At 69.9% G+C, this 19413-nt stretch carries 14 protein-coding genes; 11 read left to right on the forward strand and 3 right to left on the reverse strand.

Features of this window, described 5'->3' with window-relative positions; translation table 11 throughout:
* Window positions 1–16 precede the first annotated feature (16 nt).
* The 8 genes from HYN04_RS11195 to HYN04_RS11230 all read left to right on the forward strand — a co-directional run bounded on the left by HYN04_RS11195 (window position 17) and on the right by HYN04_RS11230 (window position 11566).
* A complete protein-coding gene (locus HYN04_RS11195; protein ID WP_199285960.1) occupies window positions 17–1804 on the forward strand; it encodes an ABC transporter ATP-binding protein in 1788 nt (595 codons plus the stop codon).
* Window positions 1801–3648 (forward strand): ABC transporter ATP-binding protein, encoded by a 1848-nt coding sequence (locus HYN04_RS11200; RefSeq protein ID WP_110450833.1) that lies wholly within the window; start codon window positions 1801–1803, stop codon window positions 3646–3648. The genes HYN04_RS11195 and HYN04_RS11200 overlap by 4 nt, the downstream gene beginning before the upstream one ends.
* Before the next feature lie 83 nt (window positions 3649–3731).
* The gene (locus tag HYN04_RS11205; RefSeq protein WP_110450834.1) at window positions 3732–4703 is read left to right on the forward strand and encodes an NAD(P)H-dependent flavin oxidoreductase; all 972 of its coding nucleotides are present in this window, start codon (window positions 3732–3734) and stop codon (window positions 4701–4703) included.
* Between the two features lie 37 nt (window positions 4704–4740).
* Window positions 4741–6135, forward strand: coding sequence for an amidase family protein (locus HYN04_RS11210; protein WP_110450835.1), 1395 nt, complete (start codon window positions 4741–4743; stop codon window positions 6133–6135).
* Between the two features lie 10 nt (window positions 6136–6145).
* Complete coding sequence (locus HYN04_RS11215) at window positions 6146–7018, forward strand: MaoC family dehydratase (protein ID WP_110450836.1); 873 nt, start codon at window positions 6146–6148, stop codon at window positions 7016–7018.
* Between the two features lie 42 nt (window positions 7019–7060).
* A complete protein-coding gene (locus HYN04_RS11220) occupies window positions 7061–7798 on the forward strand; it encodes a 2-phosphosulfolactate phosphatase (protein ID WP_110450837.1) in 738 nt (245 codons plus the stop codon).
* A 94-nt stretch (window positions 7799–7892) separates the two neighbouring features.
* Entirely contained in the window at window positions 7893–9923 is a 2031-nt protein-coding gene (locus HYN04_RS11225) for an oxidoreductase (RefSeq protein WP_110450838.1), read from the forward strand.
* A 149-nt stretch (window positions 9924–10072) separates the two neighbouring features.
* On the forward strand, window positions 10073–11566 hold the full coding sequence (locus HYN04_RS11230) for an MFS transporter (protein ID WP_110450839.1): 1494 nt from the start codon (window positions 10073–10075) through the stop codon (window positions 11564–11566).
* Between the two features lie 19 nt (window positions 11567–11585).
* Here the strand turns inward: HYN04_RS11230 and HYN04_RS11235 are convergent, their stop codons facing one another.
* Together HYN04_RS11235 and HYN04_RS11240 are read right to left on the reverse strand one after the other, a co-directional pair.
* On the reverse strand, window positions 11586–12671 hold the full coding sequence (locus HYN04_RS11235; RefSeq protein WP_110450840.1) for an acyl-CoA dehydrogenase family protein: 1086 nt from the start codon (window positions 12669–12671) through the stop codon (window positions 11586–11588).
* Window positions 12672–12684: 13 nt separating this feature from the next.
* On the reverse strand, window positions 12685–13860 hold the full coding sequence (locus HYN04_RS11240; protein WP_110450841.1) for an acyl-CoA dehydrogenase family protein: 1176 nt from the start codon (window positions 13858–13860) through the stop codon (window positions 12685–12687).
* 130 nt (window positions 13861–13990) lie between these two features.
* Between HYN04_RS11240 and HYN04_RS11245 the strand changes: the two genes are divergently transcribed.
* Complete coding sequence (locus HYN04_RS11245) at window positions 13991–14986, forward strand: amidohydrolase family protein (protein WP_110450842.1); 996 nt, start codon at window positions 13991–13993, stop codon at window positions 14984–14986.
* A gap of 198 nt (window positions 14987–15184) precedes the next feature.
* Here the strand turns inward: HYN04_RS11245 and HYN04_RS11250 are convergent, their stop codons facing one another.
* Window positions 15185–16360: a CaiB/BaiF CoA transferase family protein gene (locus HYN04_RS11250; RefSeq protein ID WP_110450843.1), complete on the reverse strand. Its 1176-nt coding sequence runs from the start codon at window positions 16358–16360 to the stop codon at window positions 15185–15187.
* A 132-nt stretch (window positions 16361–16492) separates the two neighbouring features.
* Here HYN04_RS11250 and HYN04_RS11255 point away from each other — a divergent pair, with 132 nt between their 5' ends.
* Window positions 16493–17971 carry an MFS transporter gene (locus HYN04_RS11255; protein WP_110450844.1) on the forward strand — a complete coding sequence of 493 codons (1479 nt, stop codon included), beginning with the start codon at window positions 16493–16495 and terminating at the stop codon, window positions 17969–17971.
* Window positions 17972–18094: 123 nt separating this feature from the next.
* Window positions 18095–19411 (forward strand): acyl-CoA dehydrogenase family protein, encoded by a 1317-nt coding sequence (locus HYN04_RS11260; RefSeq protein ID WP_110450845.1) that lies wholly within the window; start codon window positions 18095–18097, stop codon window positions 19409–19411.
* The last annotated feature ends 2 nt before the right edge of the window (window positions 19412–19413 follow it).

Genomic DNA, 19413 nt, shown 5'->3' on the forward strand with positions numbered 1-19413 from the left:
CGGGGAGTGCGTTCAGGTGGGGCGTGAGGCGGCCAAGCCGGCGGACGGCGCCGCCGTGCTTGCCGTCTACCTGCGGCCGGAGGGCCGGCGGCTGGCCGCCCTCGCCGTCTTCCTGCTCGCCGGTACGGCCGTGCAGCTGGCTTCGCCCCAGATCATCCGGACCTTCATCGATACGGCCGCCACCGGCGGCGCCGACGCGCCCCTTGAACGGCTCTGGATGCTGGCGGGCCTGTTCATCGCCGTCACCATCCTGGCCCAGCTCCTGCAGATCGGCTCCACCTATTTCAGCGAGCAGCTGGGCTGGTCGGCCACGAACCGGATGCGCCAGGACCTGGCGACCCACGCCCTGCACCTGGACATGGCCTTCCACACCGCCAAGTCGCCGGGTGAACTGATCGAGAGGGTGGACGGCGACGTCGCCGCCCTGGCGGCTTTCTTCTCCCAGTTCATCCTGCAGATCATCGGCGGCGCCCTGCTGCTGGCCGGCATCCTCATCGTCCTCTACCTGCAGGACTGGCGGATCGGCGTCCTCCTGACCGGCTTCGCCGTTGTCGCCGGCCTGGTCCTGCACGCCATCCGCCGGATCGCAGGCGGCCGGTGGGAGCGCCTGCGCGAGGCCTGGTCGGCCTTCTCGGGCTTCCTGGAGGAGAGGCTGGCGGGCCTGGACGACGTCCGGGCCAATGGCGGCGGGCCCCATGTCATGCGGCGAATGGGCGAGGTGAACGCAGAGCTCCTCGACGCCAACGTCGCCGCCGCCCGGCGCGGGCACTGGATCTTCCTGACCGCCAGCGCCCTCTTCTCCATCGGCTTCGGCATGGCCCTGGCCCTGGGGGTCTGGCTGTTCCAGCGGGGCGAGGCCAGCATCGGCACGGTCTTCATGTTCATGCAGTACGCCGGGATGATGTCCCTGCCGATCATGCTGATCGGCCAGCAGCTGCAGCAGTTCCAGGCGGCCTCGGCCAGCCTCAACCGGATCCGCGACCTGCGCGCCATCCAGGCGGAGCTGACCGACGGGCCGGGCGTCGGCTGGGAGGGTCGGCGCACCGACGCGCCCGCCGTCGGCTTCGAGGCGCTGACCTTCGCCTACCGGGCGGACACCCCGGTGATCCGCGGCCTCGACCTGCAGGTTCCGGCCGGCGAGGTGATGGGCCTGCTGGGCCGGACCGGCAGCGGCAAGACGACCCTGACCCGCCTGCTCTTCCGGCTCTATGACCCGCAGGGCGGGGCCGTGACCCTGGACGGGGTGGACATCCGCGGGGCCCGGCTGGCGGAGCTGCGCGGCCGGATCGGCCTGGTCACCCAGGAGGTCCAGCTCTTCGACGCCAGCATTCGCGACAACGCCACCCTGTTCGATCCCGCCATCCCCGACGCCCGCATCACCGAGGTCCTGGAAGACCTGGGCCTGGGCGACTGGCTGTCGCGCCAGTCTTCGGGCCTGGCCACAGTGCTTCGGGCCGGCGGGGGGCTGTCGGCGGGCGAGGCCCAGCTCCTGGCCTTCGCCCGGGTCTTCCTCAAGGACCCGGGGCTCGTGGTGCTGGACGAGGCGTCCTCGCGCCTCGACCCGGCCACCGACCAGCTGATCGAGCGGGCCCTTGACCGCCTCCTCGGCGCGGACGGGACCGGGCGGCGGCGGACCGCCATCATCATCGCCCACAAGCTCTCGACCGTTCAGAGGGCCGACCGGATCGCCATCCTCGACCAGGGCCGCCTGATGGAGACCGGGCGGCGGGCCGAGCTCGAGGCCGACCCGGAGTCGGCCTACGCCCGCCTGCTGCGCACCGGCCTTGAGGAGGTCATGGCGTGAGCGAGATCGAACGCCCCTCCGCGAACCCCGAGGCCGGCGAGATCCCGCCGCCCCTGCCGGCGCCGGACCAGACCGCCTTCCGCCAGGCCGTGCGGATCGCGGCGGCCCGGCCCTGGCTGTTCGGCGTCAGCATGGCGCTCTACGCCGCCTTCTACGCCCTGCCCCTCCTGTCCGGCCTCGTCCAGCGGGCGATCTTCGACAACCTGTCGGGCCACGCCCAGGCCGGGTTCAACGTCTGGACCCTGGTGGGGTTCTGGTTCGCCGCCCAGCTGTCGCCCCTGTTCGTCTCCTACTTCACGCCCTGGGCCTTCGTGACCTTCACCTCGGCGTCGCGGCTGATGATCCGCTCGAACATGATGGGCTGGATCATGTTCGCGAAGGGCCCGCGGGTCTCTCCCGGCACCTCGGGCGAGGCGCTCAGCCGCTTCCGCGACGACGTCGCCGAGGTCATCGCCTTCATGGAGGGCTGGGCCGAGACCTTCGGCCAGGCGGTGTTCGCGGTGCTGGCCCTGATCATCATGTGGCGGATCAACACCCCCGTGACCCTGGCCATCATCGCCCCGATGATCCTGATGGTCTTCATCACCCAGAAGATCACCGCCGGCATCCACCGGTACTCCCGGGTGGCCAGGGAGGCGGAGGCGCGCGTCACCTCCTTCGTGGGCGAGGCCTTCACAGCCGTCCAGGCCGTGCGGGTGGCCGGCGCCGAGGACCGGGTCCTGGGCCGGCTGTCGGACCTCAACGAGACCCGCAGGACGACGGCCGTCCGTCACCGCATCTACGTCACCCTCCTGGACACCTTCGGGGCGGGAACCTCCAGCCTGGCCCTCGGCCTGATCCTGCTGCTGGCGGCGGGCGCCATGAAGGCGGGCGAGTTCTCGGTGGGCGACTTCACCCTCTTCGCCGCCTATGTCGGCGCCGCGACCTCGGCGCCCCGCTGGCTGGGCCGGCTGCTGGCGCGCAAGCGCACCGCCGATGTCGCCCTGATGCGCATCGAGACCCTTCTGGGCGACGCCCCGCGCGAGCGGATCACCGAGGCCCGGCCCCAGGGCCCGGAGCCCACCGGTCGCCACGAGCCCCTGCGCACCCTGGAGGTCCGCGGCCTGACCTGTCGCCATGGCGGGACCGGCAACGGGGTGGAGGACGTCAGCTTCACCCTGGAGAGGGGCACTGTGACCATCGTCACGGGACGGGTGGGGGCAGGCAAGACCACCTTGCTCCGCGGCCTCCTGGGCCTGCTTCCCGCCCAGGCCGGAGAGGTGTTCTGGAACGGCGAGCGCGTCGAGGACCCCGCCACCTTCCTGACCCCGCCACGCTGCGCCTACACGGGCCAGACCCCGCGCCTGTTCACCGAGACCCTGCGCGACAACATCGCCATGGGCCTGGACCTGACGCCGGCGGACCTGGACCGCGCGGTCCACCTGGCGGTGATGGAGGAGGACGTGGCGCGCCTCGCCGAGGGCCTGGACACCCGGGTCGGCACCCGGGGCGTGACCCTCTCGGGTGGCCAGGTCCAGCGCTCGGCCGCAGCCCGCATGTTCGCCCGCCGGCCGGACCTCCTGGTCTTCGACGACGCCTCCAGCGCCCTGGACGTGCGCACCGAGCACGCCTTCTGGACCCGCCTGTTCGAGCAGGAGGACGACCGACCCACCTGCCTCGCCGTCTCGCACCGGCTGGAGGCCTATCGCCGGGCGGACCAGATCCTGGTGATCGAGGGCGGGCGGATCGCGGCGCGGGGCGACCTTCGCACCCTCCTGAAGGACAGCCCCCTGTTCCACGAGATCTGGACCGAGACCCTCAAGGCCCACGCCCACGGCGAGGAGGCCGTTGCGCTCCCAACCTGAGGCGGACGCCTGCGCCCTTGCCCTGCCGGTCCCGGCGCCGCAAAGTTTCCATACGTATCGTTCAAAACCCCGGAGAGCCTCCCGTGAAGACCCGCATTACTGAACTGTTCGGCATCGAGCACCCCATCGTCCAGGGGGGCATGCACTTCGTGGGCCTGGCGGAAATGGCCGCCGCCGTCTCCAACGCCGGGGGCCTGGGCATCATCACCGGCCTGACCCAGCGCACGCCGGACGACCTGGCCAAGGAAATCCGCCGCTGCCGGGAAATGACCGACAAGCCCTTCGGCGTGAACCTGACCTTCCTGCCCTCGATCAACCCGCCGGACTATCCGGGCTACATCCGGGCGATCATCGACAACGGCGTGAAGATCGTCGAGACCGCCGGCAACAACCCCCAGAAGTACATGGCCGACCTGAAGGCGGCGGGGGTCAAGGTGATCCACAAGTGCACCTCGGTCCGCCACTCCCTGAAGGCCGAGGCCGTGGGCTGCGACGCCATCAGCGTCGACGGCTTCGAGTGCGGCGGCCATCCCGGCGAGGATGACGTGCCCAACTTCATCCTCCTGCCCCGGGCGGCCGAGGAGCTGAAGATCCCCTTCGTCGCCTCCGGCGGCGTAGCCAACGGCAAGCAGCTGGCGGCGGCCCTGGCCCTCGGCGCCGAGGGCATCAACATGGGCACCCGCTTCATCGCCACGAAGGAGGCCCCGGTCCACGACAACGTCAAGCAGGCCATCGTGGACGCCTCCGAGCTGGACACCCGCCTGGTCATGCGCCCCCTGCGCAACACCGAGCGCGTGCTGAACAACGCCGCCGTCCAGCGCCTTCTGGAAAAGGAAAAGGCCCTGGGCCCGAACCTGAAGTTCGAGGACATCATCCATGAGGTGGGCGGGGTCTATCCGCGCATCATGCAGGATGGCGAGATGGACGCCGGCGCCTGGTCCTGCGGCATGGTGGTGGGCCTGATCCACGACGTCCCCACCTGCAAGGAGCTGATCGAGGGCATCGTCGCCGAGGCCGAGGAGATCATCCGCGGCCGCCTCGCGCGCTTCGCCTGACCTGACCAGAGCACACCGGAACCCAGGAGCCCCCGCCATGACCCAGGACCTGACCCGCGCCTCCGCCGCCGAGCTTTCGGGCCTCTACGCCGCCCGAAAGGCCTCGCCCGTCGAGGTCCTGGAAGCGGTCCTGGACAAGGCGGCCCGGCTCAATCCGGTGCTCAACGCCCTGCCCCTGATCGACGCCGACGGCGCCCGGGCCCAGGCCAGGGCGTCCGAGGCCCGCTGGGCCAAGGGCGAGCCCCTGTCGCCCCTCGACGGGGTCCCGGTCTCGATCAAGGAGCTGATCAAGGTGAAGGGCTGGCCCCTCACCATGGCCAGCCAGCTGACCGACAAGACCCCGCAGACGGAGGACGCCACCACCGTCTCCCGCCTGCGGGAAGCCGGGACCGTGATCTTCGCCTCCAACTCCAGCCCCGAATACGGGTTCAAGGGGGTGACGGACTCGCCGCTGAACGGGATCACCCGCAACCCCTGGAACACCGAGCGGACGCCGGGCGGCTCCTCCGGCGGCGCGGGGGCTGCGGTGGCGGCGGGGATCGGGCCCCTGTCCATCGGCACGGACGGCGGCGGCTCGGTGCGGATCCCGGCGGCCTGCACGGGCCTGGTGGGGCTGAAGGCCACCTACGGCCGCATCCCGGCCTGGCCGGCCTCCATGCACGGGGACCTGGCCAACACCGGCCCCATGACCCGCACAACCCGGGACGCGGCCCTGATGCTCAACGTGCTGAAGGGCGCGGACGTTCGCGACCCCCTCGCCCTGCCGCCCACCGACGTCGACTTCGTCGCCGGCCTGGACCGCAGCCTGAAGGGGCTGAAGGTCGGCCTGGTCCTGAAGTTCGGCGACTTCTTCCTCGATCCCGAGGTCGAAGCCGCGGTCCTGAAGGCCGCCGACCGGTTCCGCGCCCTGGGCTGCGAAGTGGTTCCCATCACTTCGCCCACGGAGAACGGCGAGACCGGCCGGGTCTTCGTCGCCCACTGGTTCGCCGCCCTGCAGCGCCTGCTGCAGCTCTACCCCGAGGCGCGCCATGGCGAGTTCGACCCGGCCCTCTACGAGCAGGCCAAGATCGGCGCCAAGCTGGACGTGAAGACCATCATCGATTCCCAGGTCCGCCGCCGCGAGATGGCCCACGCCTGGAACCAGGTCTTCGCCGAGTACGACCTCGTCCTGTCGCCCACCATGTCGACCCTGCCCCCGCAGGTGGGACGAAACGTCCCCGACGGGCCGGACGGACGGCCCAACCCCTACTGGACCAATACCGCCATCTTCAACCTGACGCGCCATCCGGCGGTGTCGGTTCCCTGCGGGATCTCCAGCATCGGCGCCCCCTTCGGCCTGCAGATCGCCGCCGCCCATTCCCGCGACGACCTGGTCCTGGCCGCCGCCGAGGCCTTCGAGCGCCAGGACCCCCTGGCCTTCCCGCACCTGTAAGGAGACGCCCATGGCCGTCTACAACGCCAGGGCCGCCCTGCCGGGCGGCGGCCCGGCCGCCTGGGGCGAACCGGTCCGCATCGCCTATGACCGCCGCGACATCCTGCTCTACGCCGTCGGCATCAACAGCCGGGACCTGAGGTTCATCTTCGAAGGTCACAAGGACTTCGCCGTCTTCCCGACCTTCCCCATCCGCTGGGGCGGCGCCGGGGCGGTGGTGGACCGCGCCGCCATCCCGCCCTCGCCCGGCCCCCTGACCATCGACGCCGAGCGCTATCTCGAGGTGGTGCGCCCCCTGCCCCTGGGCGGGGAGGTGAGCGTGGTCTCGCGCCTGATCGGCGTACACCCGCGCGGCAAGGGCGCCGGCTTCGTCGAGTACGAGAGCGAGGTGCGCAACGCCGAGGGCCAGGTCTGCGTGAAGATGGTCTCGGGCTCCTTCCGCCGGGGTGTCGAGCGGCTGGGCGACATCGAGCCCTTCGAGGGCGCCGGGACGACCTTCTCCGCCCCCGTGACGGTCCCCGACCGGGCGCCGGACGTCGAGACCGGGGCGCACATCCCCGAGAACCAGGCCGACATCTATCGCCTGTCCGGCGACTACAACCCCCTGCACATCGACCCTGAGGCGGCCAGGTTCGGCGGCTTCGACAAACCGATCCTGCACGGCCTGTGCACCTTCGGCCACTGCGCCCACCTGCTGCTCAGCACCCTCTGCGACGGCGACCCGGCCCGGTTCCGCAGGATCAAGGTCCGCTTCTCCTCGCCGGTCCTGCCGGGCGACGACCTGAAGGTCCTGGCCTGGCGCGACGGCCCCGGCCGGGTGATTTTCGAGGCCCGCGTCGGGGACCGCACCGTCGTCTCCCACGCCTGGTTCGAGTACGCCTGAAGGCGGAGACCGGGGGGCCTCGACGTCCGAAGGAGGGCGGGTTTGGTCAGAGTCGTCTGCGAATGGGACCTTGCCGGGATTGAGGCCTGGAAGGAGCGTGCGGACGTATTTGTCATTGTCGACGTCCTTTCGTTCTCCACTTCCGTATCGGTGGCTCTGGATCGCGGGGCGACCGTTATTCCCTTTCCTTACGGCGACGCGGCGGCGGCGGAACGGGCTGCGGCCAGTCTCGGAGCCGTCGCCGCGTCGAAGGACAGAACCCGCAGCCCAAGCCTCTCGCCTTCGAGCCTGAGAGATCTTCCCGCGAACACCCGGCTCCTCCTGCCCTCGCCCAACGGATCCAGGCTGTCCCTGGCGACAGGATCGACGCCGACCTTCTGCGCCAGCTTGCGCAATGCCCAGGCGACAGCCGCGGCGGCGCGCCGGACAGCAGGCGCCGAGGGTGTGATCGCCGTCATTCCCGCCGGAGAAAGATGGGACGATGGGAGCCTTCGCCCCGCTCTGGAAGACTGGCTTGGCGCCGGCGCCGTGATTGCTGCGCTCGGTGGAATCCCAAACGCCGAGGCGGACCTTGCCGCTTCCGCGTTCGCACGGGCGGACAAGCGGCTCGGGGACATGATCCGGACGAGCCGGTCTGGACTTGAGCTGTCCGAACGCGGCTTCGCGGCGGACCTGGACATCGCCCTGGAAATCGACTCGAGCCGGACCGCCCCCCGACTGGTGGACGGCCAGTATTCCAACGACGCCCGTCCATCGGATCTGGCCGTGAAGGCGCCCTGACGCAGGGTCAGGTTTGACAGGAGGGGCCCGCCTCCCGGATGGTGGCGGAAAGCGCCGCGCCGCAGGGCCCGGTGACCGTCCGGAGAGGAAACCCATGTCCGCCAGCCGCTATCCGCTGATGTTCTCGCCCCTCGACCTCGGCTTCACCAAGCTGAAGAACCGGGTGCTCATGGGCTCCATGCACACCGGCCTGGAGGAGGCCTCCGGCGGGCTGTCGCGCATGGCCGCCTACTTCGCCGAACGCGCCCGGGGCGGGGTCGGCATGATCATCACCGGCGGCATCTCGCCGAACGCCGGCGCGGGTCCCGGCGCCCGCCTGTCCACGCCCGAGGAAGCCGAGGCCCACCGGGAGGTCACCGAGGCCGTTCACGCCGCCGACCCGGACGTGAAGATCTGCCTGCAGATCCTGCACAGCGGCCCCCTGGCCCGGACCCCGGAGGCCGTCGCCGCCTCGGCGGTGCGCTCGCGGATCGGCGCCTTCACGCCCAACGAGCTGGACGCCGACGGCATCGAGCAGCAGCTCTCCGACTTCGCCCGCTGCGCCGCCCTGGCCCGCGAGGCCGGCTATGACGGCGTCGAGATCATCGGCTCGGCCGGCTACCTGCTCTCGACCTTCCTGGTGGAGAAGACCAACCGCCGGACCGACGAATGGGGCGGGCCCTTCGAGAACCGCATGCGCTTCCCCGTGGAAGTGGTGCGCCGGGTGCGCGAGGCCGTAGGCCCCGACTTCATCGTCATCTTCCGCATCGCCGCCATGGACATGCTGGAGGGCGGCATGTCCTGGGACGAGGTCGTGACCCTGGCCAAAGCCATCGAGGCCGCAGGCGCGACCATCATCTCGACCCACTTCTGCTGGCACGAGGCGCCGGTCCCGACCATCGCCACCATGGTGCCCCGCGCCGCCTTCACCAGCGTCACCGGCCGCCTGCGCAAGGTGGTGAACGTGCCGGTCATCACCTCGAACCGGATCAACATGCCCTCGGTCGTCGAGGAGGTCCTGGCCCGGGGCGACGGCGACCTGGTCTCCATGGCCCGGCCCATGCTGGCCGACCCGGACCTGGTGAAGAAGGCCGCCGAGGGCCGCGAGGACGAGATCAACACCTGCATCGCCTGCAACCAGGCCTGCCTGGACCACACCTTCACCGGCCGGATGACCAGCTGCCTGGTCAATCCCCGGGCCTGCTACGAGACCGAGCTGGTCTATGAAAAGACCACCGCGCCCAAGTCCGTCGCCGTGGTGGGAGCGGGCCCGGCCGGCCTGGCCTACGCCACCGTGGCGGCCGAGCGGGGCCACCGGGTCACACTGTTCGAGGCCTCCGCCGAGATCGGCGGCCAGTTCAACCTGGCGAAGAAGGTCCCGGGCAAGGAGGAGTTCTCCGAGACCCTCCGCTACTACGCCCGGAGGATCGAGGTGCTGAAGATCGACCTGAGGCTGAACACCCGGGCCGACGCCCGCAGCCTGGTCAACGGCGGCTTCGACGAGATCGTCATCGCCACCGGCATCACCCCGCGCACCCCCGACATCCCGGGCATCGACCACCCCATGGTCGCCAGCTACGTCGACGTCATCAACGGCAAGGCGAAGGTCGGCAAGAAGGTCGCCCTGATCGGCGCCGGCGGCATCGGCTTCGACGTGGCCGAGCTGGTCAGCCACGCCGGGGTCTCGGCCTCCATGGACGTGGACGTCTTCGCCGCCGAGTGGGGCATCGACTTCAAGAACCATCCCCGGGGCGGCGTCACCGGCGTTGTCCCCCACGTCGAGAAGGCCGACCGGACCGTCACCCTCCTGCAGCGCAAGGCCGAGTCCCTGGGCCGGTCCCTGGGCAAGACCACGGGCTGGACGCACAAGGCCACCCTGCAGAAGCGCGGCGTGCAGATGATCGGCGGCGTGACCTACGAGAAGATCGACGATGCGGGGCTTCACGTCCTGATCGGGACCGAGCCTCGCCTCATCGAGGCCGACACCATCATTGTCTGCGCGGGGCAAGACCCCCTGCGGGCCCTGCACGACGAGCTGGCCGCCCTGGGCGTCGCCTCCACCCTGGTGGGGGGCTCGGACGTGGCGGCCGAGCTGGACGCCAAGCGGGCCATCAACCAGGCCAGCCGGCTGGCCGCCGCCATCTGATTTCAACAGGCGGTCAGCTCCGGAACGCCGCCAAAGCATTGTCTTGACGGCATTCCGGGGCTGGGTTTGACTTCCCTGTCCGCCGACCGACGGCGCGGCTGCGAAGGGTCGCAGACTGCGCCGGGGATCGCGTGACAGGGGGAAATGGCATGACCGTGGAAACCGCCGCCGGAGGCGCGCCCGGACCCAGGATCGAGACGACCAAGCCATCCCTGTGGACCAAGATCTCCTATGGCTTCGGGGCGGTGGCCTTCGGGGTCAAGGACAACGGCTTCAGCTACTTCCTGCTGATCTTCTACAGCCAGGTCATCGGCCTGGACGCCCGGCTGGTCGGCCTCGCCCTGACCATCTCCCTCATTGTCGACGCCTTTTTCGATCCCATCCTCGGATACTGGTCGGACAACCTGCGTTCGAAGTGGGGCCGGCGACATCCCTTCATGTACGCCGCCGCCATCCCCATCGCGGCGACCTACTTCCTGCTCTGGAGCCCGCCCCAGGGCTGGGAGGACTTCCACCTCTTCCTCTACCTGCTGGTCCTGTCGATCGTCGTCCGCATGATGATCTCGATCTACGAGATCCCGAGCACGGCCCTGGCCCCGGAGCTGACGGACGACTACGACGAGCGCAGCTCCCTGCAGGCCTATCGTTCCTATTTCGGCTGGACGGGTGGGAACGCCATGTCGGTGTTCAACTTCATCGTCCTGTTCCCGCTGTTCGCGACGGCGGCCATCCCGAACGGCCAGTTCAATCCCGAGGCCTACCGGACCTACGGCTTGATCGCCTCGGGCCTCCTCCTGGTCTCGGTCCTGGCGTCCTCGATCGGCACCCACAGCCGCATCATGCATCTCAAGCCGGCCCCGCCGAAGCGCGTCCTGGGCCCGGCGACCATCTTCAGGGAGATCTTCGAGACCCTCTCGAACCGGTCGTTCCTGGCCCTCTTCATCTCGGCCATCTTCGGCTCGATCGCCGGGGGCCTTTCGGCGGCCCTGGCCTTCTACTTCTATACCTACTTCTGGAACTTCAGCACCGCTCAGTCGGGCCTGATCACCAGCGGCGTTTTCGTCTCGGCGATCATCGGGGCGGTCCTGGCCCCCATTGTCAGCCGGACCATCGGCAAGAAGAAGGGGGCGATCATCATTGGCCTGATCGCCTTCCTGGGCTCGCCCATGCCTGTCGTCCTGCGCCTCATGGGCGTGCTGCCGGACAATTCGAGCCCCGTCGTCTTCTGGTTCGTCTTCTTCACCACCATGATCGACGTGGGCCTGATCATCTGTTTCCAGATCCTGTCAGGCTCGATGATGGCCGACCTGGTCGAGCAGGCCGAGATCAAGACAGGGCGACGGTCAGAGGGCATTTTCTTCGCCGCCTCCGCCTTCATCCGGAAAGTTGTGGGCGGCCTCGGCCTGACGGCGGCGACCTTCGTCCTGACCCTTGCCGGGTTGAAGGCCGGGGCCGACCCCAGCCAGGTCTCCCACGAGACCGTCATGCGTCTGGGCATGTTCTATGTGCCCGCCATCCTGTCGCTCTGGATGATCATGCTGGCCATCATGTCGACCTACACCATCACCCGGGACGGCCATGAGGCGAACCTGCGGATCCTGGCCGAGATGAAGGGCAAGGAAGGCGACGGCGGCGACGACTGAGCCGCCGCCGGTCACACCCTCAGGCCGCCAGTCCCTGCAGGGCCGCCGCCTCGGCGCGGACGGCCTGCGGGCCGCCCAGGACCTGGCGGTTGTAGCCGATCCGCTTGAACCAGTAGTGCAGGCCGACGAGGTCGGTGAAGCCCATGCCGCCGTGCACCTCGGTGGAGGTGCGGGCCACGAAGGTCCCCACTTCCGACAGATGCGCCTTGGCGTGGCAGGCCATGACCGGGGCCTCCTCCGGCAGGTGGTCGAGGGCGTGGCCGGCGTACCAGACCAGGGACCGGCAGGGCTCCAGCGAGGCCGCCATCTCGGCGCACATGTGCTTGACCGCCTGGAAGGTGGCGATGGCCCGGCCGAACTGGACCCGGCCCTTGGCGTAGGCCACGGCCTGGTCGAGCATGTCCTGGGCCGCGCCCAGGGTGTCGGCGGCCAGCATGACCCGGCCTGCGTCGATCATGGCGCGCACGGCGGCGGGGCCGTCGCCGGCCTTCAGGGGCTCGGCCGCGACGCCGTCGAAGACCAGCTCCCCGGTGGGCCGGGTGGCGTCGATGGTTCGGAAGTCCGTGCGGGTGAGACCGGGGGCGTCCGCCGCGACCAGGTGCAGGCCGCGCGCCCGGTCGGCGACGACGAAGAGGTCGGCCTCGTAGTCCACGACGAACTGGGCGCGGCCGTGCAGGCGCCCGTCGCGGGCCTCGACCCCGGCGCCGTCCCGGGCGCCGGTGACCTCGGAAAGGGCCACCCCCGCCACCGTCGCGCCGGAAGCGAGTTTGGGCAGCCAGGCCGCCTGCTGGCCGGCGTCGCCCGCCTTCAGGAGGGCCAGGGGGGCCATGACCGCCGTGCCGGCGAAGGGCGCCGGGGCGACGAACCGGCCCAGCTGCTCGGCGGCCAGGGCGGCGTCCAGCAGGGACAGCCCGACCCCGCCGTGGACCTCGGGGATGATGAGGCCGGTGACGCCCAGCTCGGCCAGGCCCCGCAGCACGTCCGGGGCGCGGCGGTCCTTGCCGGCGGCGAAGGCGCGGGTGCGCTCCAGCCCGCCGGTCCCGGACAGGAACCGGGCCAGGGCGTCCTGCAGCATGACCTGTTCGTCAGAGAGTCCGAATTCCATGGCGCGTCTCTCCTCAGGCCTTGGCCAGCTTGGGCTCGCGGGGCATGTCCAGCCCGCGCTCGGCGATGATGTTCTTCTGGATCTGCGAGGTGCCCCCGCCGATGATCAGGCCGAGGAAGTACATGTAGTCCCTCTGCCAGGAGCCGCCGCCACGCAGGCGGGGCGTGTCGCCATAGAGCAGGCCCAGCTCGCCCATGACGTCGATGGCGAAGCCCTCCAGCTCGTGGCGCAGCTCAGTGCCCTGCAGCTTGACCACCATGCCGGCCAGGGGCGCGCTCTGGCGGTTCACCGCCGCCGAGAGCAGGCGCAGGTCGTTGCAGCGCAGGGCCTGGACCCGGCCCTGGATCGCCATCAGCCGGTCCCGGTAGATAGGGTTGTCGATGACCCGGCTTCCGTCGAGGGTCTCGGCCTTCATCAGGTCGATCAGGGCGTTCAGCCGGCTCTGCATGACATTGGGGTCGGCGAGGGAGCCGCGCTCATGGCGCAGGATGGCGTTGGCGACCTTCCAGCCCTCGCCCCGCCGTCCGACGATCTGGTGGGCCGGGACGCGGACGTCGGTGAAGAAGACCTCGTTGAAGTTGGCGGCGCCGGTCATGTCCACCAGGGGGCGGATCTCGATGCCCGGGGTCTTCATGTCGAACAGCAGGAAGCTGATGCCCTCGTGCTTGGGGGCGTCTGGCTCGGTGCGCACGAGACAGAAAATCCAGTGCGCGAGGTGGGCGGTGGAGGTCCAGATCTTCTGGCCGTTGATCACCCACTCATCGCCCTCGAGCACGCCCTTGGTGGCCAGGGCGGCGAGGTCGGAGCCGGCGTTGGGTTCGGAATAGCCCTGGCACCACAGCATCTCGCCGCGCAGGGTCGGGGCGATGAACTGGCGCTTCTGTTCTTCCGACCCCACCTCGAGCAGGGTCGGGACCAGCATGGAGATGCCCTGGCCGCCTAGGCCCGGCGACAGCTGGGCGCGGGCGAACTCCTCGGCGATGATCCGGGACTTCAGGATGTCCGGCTCACCGCCGTAGCCGCCATACTCGCGCGGGATGGTGCGGGCGGCGTAGCCGTTCTCGATGAGCAGCTTCTGCCAGGTCAGGCCGTTGCCGCCATGGCCCGGAGCCTGGCTGCGGTTGGCTTCGAGGAAGCCGCGCACTTCGGCGCGGAAGGCCTCGTATTCGGCGCTGTAGGACAGGTCCATGGGTCTCCTCCCGTCGCGGTCCGGCCTTGAGCCTCTAACCTTGAGCCTCCGTCCCGCCGGGTCCAGTCTCCCAACAGGGCGGACGGCAGGCAAGCCGCAGCCGCCAAAGCGATTAGGGGAGGCCCGCCTCATGGACAAGCCATCCGCGACGGAAGCCGCGCCGGAACCCATCCTGGACCCGGACCGCCGGATCCTCGACCCGCACCACCATCTCTGGCCGGCGGGAGCGGGACCGGCCTACCTGCTGGAGGACCTGAGGGGCGATACGGGCGACGGCCACCGGGTCGAGGCCACCATCTTCGTCGAGTGCATGACGGGCTACCTCACGGAAGGGCCCGAGGCCCTGCGCCGCTCCGGCGAGAGCGCCTATGTCGCCCGGATCGCCCGGGCCTCGCAGGACGGGAGGGGGGCGCGGATCGCCGCCATCGTCGGCTCGGCCGACCTCCTGGCGCCCGACGATCTCGACGCCCTGCTGGACGCCCACATCGAGGCCGGCGAGGGCCTCTTCCGGGGGATCCGCCACGCCGCGGCCTGGGACGCCTCGAACGCCATCCGCCCCTCGCATCACCACCCGCCGCCGCACCTCTACCTCAATGAAACCTTCCGGCGGGGCTTTGCGAAGCTGGCGGCCCGGGGCCTGACCTTCGACGCCTGGCTCTTCCATCCCCAGATCCCCGAGCTGACGGACCTGGCCCGGGCCTTCCCCGAGGCCAGCATCATCCTCGACCACCTGGGCGGGCCCCTGGGCATCGGCCCCTACGCCGGCAAGCGCGGCGAGTACTTCCCGACATGGCGGGCGGACATGGCCGGCCTGGTGACCTGCCCGAACGTGACGGTCAAGCTGGGCGGCATGGCCATGCCCATCAACGGCTGGGACTGGCACAAGACCGGCGCCCCGGACTCCGCCGCCTTCGCCGCCGCCCAGGGCGACTGGTACAGGGCCGCCATCGATCTCTTCGGCCCGGCCCGCTGCATGTTCGAGAGCAACTTCCCCGTCGACCGGGCGAGCCTGTCCTACCGCACCCTCTGGAACGGCCTCAAGCGCATCGCCGCGCCCTACTCCGAAGCCGAGAAGGACCTGATGTTCTCCGGGACCGCGGCGCGGGTCTACGGGATCGAGCTGTAGCCGCCGCCGCTGACCCCCTCAGTCAGCTTCGCTGACAGCTCCCCCTTGGGGGAGCAATGCGCGCTTCAATTCCTCCCCCAAGGGGGAGGTGGACCGGGGCGCAGCCCCGGGACGGAGGGGGTCTGCGGCGAGGGGTATTGACCCCCTCAACCGGCTTCGCCGGGAGCTCCCCCTTGGGGGAGCAATTCCGGGGGCGCGTCAGCCTTCCGCCCCCAGGACCCCGGCCTGGGAGAAGGCCGTCACCTGGGCCGCGTCCAGGCCCAGCCACTCGGACAGGACCTCGGCGTTGTGCTCGCCCCGGTGGGGGGCGACGCCGCGCACGCCGCTTCTCGCCGCCGAGAACCGGTAGGGCGACTGGGGGATGGGACGGGTCCCGCCCTCGCGGTCGTCGATGTCCACGATCGAACCCCGGTGGGCCAGGGTCGGCTGCTCGCGAAGGCGGGCGCCGTCGCGCACCTCGCCCCAGGCGATGTTCATGGCGGCCATGGCGGCGGTGACCTTCTCCCAGTCGGTCAGGCCCATCATGAGCTCACCCACCGCCGCACGGCGCAGGGCGATCTTGCGGTCGAGGTCGGACACGCCCTCGCCGGGATCCTTTAGGCCCAGCTTGGTCGTCAGTTGGCGGAAGAGGTAGCGGAAGTCCGCCGAGACCAGGATGGGGCCGGCGCCCGTCTCCCAGATGTCGGGGGGCAGGTCCATGGTGTCCTCGGAGTCCTCGGCCTCATAGTGAAACTGGTCGTCGGTCACGAGGGTGGCGTCGACCATGGCGATGTCGATGTGCTGGCCGCGGCCGGTCCGTTCGCGCTGGATCACCGCTGACAGGAGGCCGATCAGGCCGTGCAGGGAGGCGTTGGTGTCGGCCACCGACAGGGGCAGGTCGGTCCGGCGGACGCCGTTGCGGCGGGCCTGGCGGGCGATCAGCCCCATCTCGGCGTGGACGATGGGGGCGTAGGCGGGACGGCGCGACTCCGGCCCGCCGGCGCCGAAGCCCGAGATGGACAGCATGATGAGGCGGGGATTGGCCTCGGACAGGACATCGTAGCCCAGGCCCAGCCGGCCCATGACGTCGGGCCGGTAGTTCTCGATCAGGATGTCCGCCTGGCGGACAAGGTCCAGCACCAGCTCCCGGGCGCCCGGCGCGCGCAGGTCGATGCAGATGTTCCGCTTGCCCGCATTCTGCTGGTGGAAGAAGCCCGGCACGCCGCCCTTCACCCGGCCCCAGTTGCGGGTCACGTCGCCCTCGGGGGGCTCGACCTTGACCACGTCGGCGCCCAGGTCCGACAGCAGCCGCCCGGCGAAGGGCCCGGCCAGGACACGGGAGAAGTCCAGCACCCTCAGTCCCGACAGCGGATAGTCTGCGGACGCCTCGGCCATGTCGTCTCTCCTTCCGGTCTTGGTCGACCACGCACGCTAGAGGCGGCCCTGCAACGGGACAAGGGCGGCGGCGGTTGACGCCCTGCCCGCGGGCTGACCCAATGGACCCCGGGAAGGGTTCTGGGGGAAAACATGGCTTCTGCAGCGTCGCCGGCGACGGACGGGCGGCTCGATCGCTCGACGCGGTTCTTCTACGGCCTGGGCTCCGTCGCCTTCGGGGTGAAGGACAACGGCTTCAGCTACATGCTGATGCTCTTCTACAACCAGGTCCTGGGAGTGCCCGCCAGCCTGGTGGCGGTCGCCCTGCTGACCGCCCTGGTCTTTGACGCCGTGATCGATCCACTGATCGGGCATGTCTCGGACAACCTGCGCTCGGCCTGGGGCCGCCGGCATCCCTTCATGTACGCCGCCGCCCTGCCGGTGGCCGTCTCCTACGCCGCCCTGTGGAACCCGCCGGACCTGTCGCCCCAGGGGCTGTTTGTCTACCTGACCGTCCTGGCCGTGGTGATCCGCGCCTTCATCGCCTTCTACGAGGTGCCCTCCTCGGCCCTCGCGGCCGAGTTCACCTCAGGCTACGACGACCGGTCAGTCCTGCTCAGCTACCGCTTTTTCTTCGCCTGGATCGGCGGCCTGTCCATCCAGGCCCTGGCCTTCGGCGTCCTCCTGAAGCCGGACGCCACACACGCCGTCGGCCAGCTCAATCCCGAGGGTTACGCCCGATACGGCCTGATCGCCTCGGGGATCATGCTGGTCGCCATCGTCGTCTCGGCGGCGGGAACCCACCGGCACATCCCCACCCTGCGGGCGCCCCCGGAGAAGCGGCGGAAGTCGCTGGGCCAGACCCTTGCGGAGGTGCGCGAGACCCTGAACAACCGCTCCTTCCTGTTCCTCCTGGCCTCGAGCATCGCCACCGCCCTGGCCGGCGGCCTGGTCGCGTCCATGAATGGCTATTTCAACACCTTCTTCTGGGGCTTCAGCGCCGCCCAGATCTCGGTGATCACCCTGGGAGTCTTCGTCTCGGCCTTCGTCGCCCTGCCGTCCGCCCCCCTTCTTTCGCGGCGCTTTGGCAAGAAGCACACCGCCATGCTGCTGGCGGTCCTGTCCCTGCTGATCGGGATCGGCCCGGTCCTGTTGCGCCTTGCGGGCCTCTTCCCGCCCAATGGCGACCCGGCGGTCTTCGGCATCCTGTTCACCACCTCCATCGTGGGGGTGACCTGCGGGATCATCGCCTCGACCATGGGCTCCTCCATGATCGCCGACGTGGTGGAAGAGGCCGAACTCAAGACCGGGCGCCGGTCTGAGGGCCTGTTCTTCGCCGCCTCCGCCTTCGTGGGCAAGTCCGTGTCCGGCTTTGGCATCCTGGCCGCCGCCCTGCTGATCGACGCCATCGGCCTGAAGCCGGGGGTGGCCCCCGCCGACATGCCGGCCGAGGTCATCCAGCGGATGGGCGCCGTCTACGCCCCGGTGATCATCATGCTGTACCTGGTCGGCTTCGCCCTGCTTTCCGGCTACCGGATCAGCCGGGAATCCCATGCCGCCACCCTGCGCGCCCTGGCCGCAGACGCCGAGGAGGCCGCCCACCCCTTTCCCGTGAAGGAAGATGGCCGGTGACCCGGCGTCACCCCTCAAAAACGGTTGGCGAATGAGGGTCGGCTGCCATACTGATCGCTCAGATTAGCGCTGCAGGCCGCGGCGACGGATGCGATGACAGGCCAGACAGAGAGGACATCAAGCATGAACACGATCACCCCGGCCAAGGCCGCTTTCGGCTTCGATCCCAAGGACGACCTGAACGACCTGCGGATGAGCGAGAAGGCGACGCCGCTCTACGAGCACGTCAAGCGCTTCGTCCACGAGACCGTCGCCCCCATGTCGGAGAAGTTCCACAAGCTGGGCGAGGGCCGGGCTGACCGCTGGGGCTATGCCCCCGGCCAGCTGGAGCTGCTCGAGGAAGCCAAGAACCAGGCGAAGAAGGAAGGCCTCTGGAACTTCTTCCTGCCTGACGCCGAGACCGGCGAGGGACTGTCCAACCTCGACTACGCCTACATCGCCGTGGAGCTGGGCAAGGTCCCGCTCGCTTCGGAAGTGATGAACTGCTCGGCCCCGGACACGGGCAACATGGAAGTGCTGGAGCGTGTCGGCACGCCCGAGCAGAAGGAGCGCTGGCTGAAGCCCCTGCTGAACGGCGAGATCCGCTCGGCCTTCGCCATGACCGAGCCGGACCGGGCCTCCTCCGACGCCAAGAACGTCGGCATGAGCGCGGTGCTGGAGAACGGCGAGTGGGTGATCAACGGCGAGAAGTACTACATCTCCGGCGCCGGCGACCCGCGCTGCAAGATCATGATCACCATGGTCAAGACCAGCCCGGACGCGCCCCCCAGCCGCCAGCAGTCGCAGATCCTGGTGCCCATCGACACGGCCGGCGTGGAGATCCTCGGCCCGATGCACGTCTTTGGCGAGGATGACGCGCCGCACGGCCACATGCACATCCGCTTCACCAACGTGCGGGTGCCGGAATCCAACATGCTGCTGGGCGAGGGCCGCGGCTTCGAGATCAGCCAGCTGCGCCTCGGCCCGGGCCGGATCCACCACTGCATGCGCTCGATCGGCCAGGCCGAGCGGGCCCTGGACCTGATGGTCCGCCGGGGCCTGTCGCGCGAGGCCTTCGGCCGCAAGATCGCCTGGCTGGGCGGCAACGTCGAGATCATCTCCCGCGCCCGGATCGACATCGAGGCCATGCGCCTGATGGTCCTCAAGGCCGCCAAGGCCATGGACATCCTCGGTAACCGCGAAGCCCGCGTCTGGGTGCACATGGTCAAGGCCATGGTCCCCGAGCGGGTCTGCCAGATCATCGACCAGGCCATCCAGATGCACGGCGCCACCGGCGTCTCGCAGTGGACCCCCCTGTCCCGGATGTACACCGGCCAGCGCACCCTGCGCATCGCCGACGGCCCGGATGAGGTCCATCACCTGGTGGTCGGCCGCAATGAGATCCGCCAGTACGAGGGCGGCGGCGAAGACCAGACCTCGGGCGTCGTCTGGCGGAACTGAGG

Origin of the sequence: Phenylobacterium parvum, assembly GCF_003150835.1 — a bacterium.
GTDB classification, from domain to species: Bacteria; Pseudomonadota; Alphaproteobacteria; order Caulobacterales; family Caulobacteraceae; genus Phenylobacterium; species Phenylobacterium parvum.